Source organism: Streptococcus lishijunsis (assembly GCF_047290665.1).
GTDB lineage: Bacteria > Bacillota > Bacilli > Lactobacillales > Streptococcaceae > Streptococcus.
The window spans coordinates 1-1,517 of record NZ_JBLBUC010000048.1 but is presented as its reverse complement, the minus strand read 5'-3'; the positions used below and the strand labels follow the sequence as shown (position 1 = coordinate 1,517).

The window sequence follows — 1,517 nt, the reverse complement described above, 5'->3', positions numbered from 1 at the left end:
TGATATACTCCCCATATAGTAGACAGTGAAAAAACAAAAATTCACTAGACACTATAAGGGGAGTTTTCACATGTCCAAAAGAAGTCCAAAATCAGTAGAAGAAAAGTTAGAAATTGTTTGCTTATTCCTTAACCAAGAGCAGTCGCTTACCCAACTCAGTAAACAATATCAGGTCGATCATCAAACAATCCAGTCTTGGAAAATGAAATATGAGAAGTCCGGTATCGATGGTCTTAAGGAGAGTCGAACTTGGAAACACTACTCGTCTGAGTTAAAAGAACAAGCTGTTCAAGACTATCTAGCTGGTAAAGGTTCCTTAAGAGATATCTGTTCAAACTATCATATCTCTGACACTTATGTTCTCAGAAGCTGGATAAAACGATATACTAGTGGTAAAGAATTAACATCCACAAGTAAAGGACAAAGCCGTATGAAACAAGGACGCAAGACCACATTTGAAGAACGACTTGAGATTGTCAACTTCACAATCGCCCATGAAAAAGACTACCAAGCAGCTATTGAGAAGTTTGACATCTCCTATCAACAGGTGTATTCATGGGTACGTAAGTTTGAAAATGAGGGAGCTCAAGGGCTGGTAGATCGTAGAGGAAAGGGACTAGAAAGCAAGCGAAACCTCACTGAAGCTGAAGAACTTCAACTCAAAATCAAACAACTGGAAGAACGGAATCGTTATTTAGAAATGGAGAACGGTCTGCTAAAAAAGTTAGAAGAAATCAAACGGCGAAACCGTCGCTAAGAGCGGGAAAGCACCTAGAGAAGTTCCAAGCAATTAGCGATTACCATGATGAACACCCAGATAGTTCTATCTCTAACTTATGTCAGATTCTTAAGGTCTCACGTTCAGGCTATTATAAGTGGCTTAACCACAAAGAGACACAATCTGAACGGGAAAATAAAAAGATTATGGAGGCGATTAAAGAGCTCCACAAGTTCTATAACGGAATCCTCGGTTACCATCGCATGACGACCTTCCTTAACCGCCAATTCGCCACCAACTACAATAAGAAACGGATTCGAAGACTCATGAAAATACTGGGTATTCGTTCTGTTATTCGACGTGTTCGCCACTCTTGTACGAAAGCTGGCGACAGATTCTACGCTGAAAATCTTCTCAATCGAGATTTTATCGCGACAGCACCGAATCAGAAGTGGTGCACAGATGTCACCTACTTACAATACGGTATCGGTGCCAAGGCTTATTTGAGTGCGATCAAGGACCTCTATGACGGCTCTATTATCGCCTATGAGATTGGGCACACGAATGATAATCCCTTGGTGATGAAGACCATTAAGAAGGCTTTACAGCTAAATCCAGAGGCGACACCGCTCATTCATAGTGACCGTGGCAGTCAGTACACTTCAAAGGAATATCGCTATTTTACAACACAGGCTGGCATCACTCTATCCATGTCACGAGTTGGGAAATGTATCGACAATGCACCAATTGAAAGTTTCTTTGGGCATTTCAAGACAGAGTCTTATTATCTCAAGAAATA

General features: G+C 41.0%; 1 protein-coding gene. It reads left to right on the top strand.

Annotated features, from left to right (window positions below; translation table 11 throughout):
* Window positions 1–70: 70 nt before the first annotated feature.
* Window positions 71–1,517, top strand: a protein-coding gene (locus ACLN19_RS09075) for an IS3 family transposase (protein WP_413385523.1) whose coding sequence is annotated in 2 segments (ribosomal slippage) — window positions 71–716 and window positions 716–1,517 — 1,448 coding nt annotated over the 2 segments. Because the reading frame shifts where the segments join, the coding sequence is not laid out codon by codon here. This gene is flagged as partial in the annotation.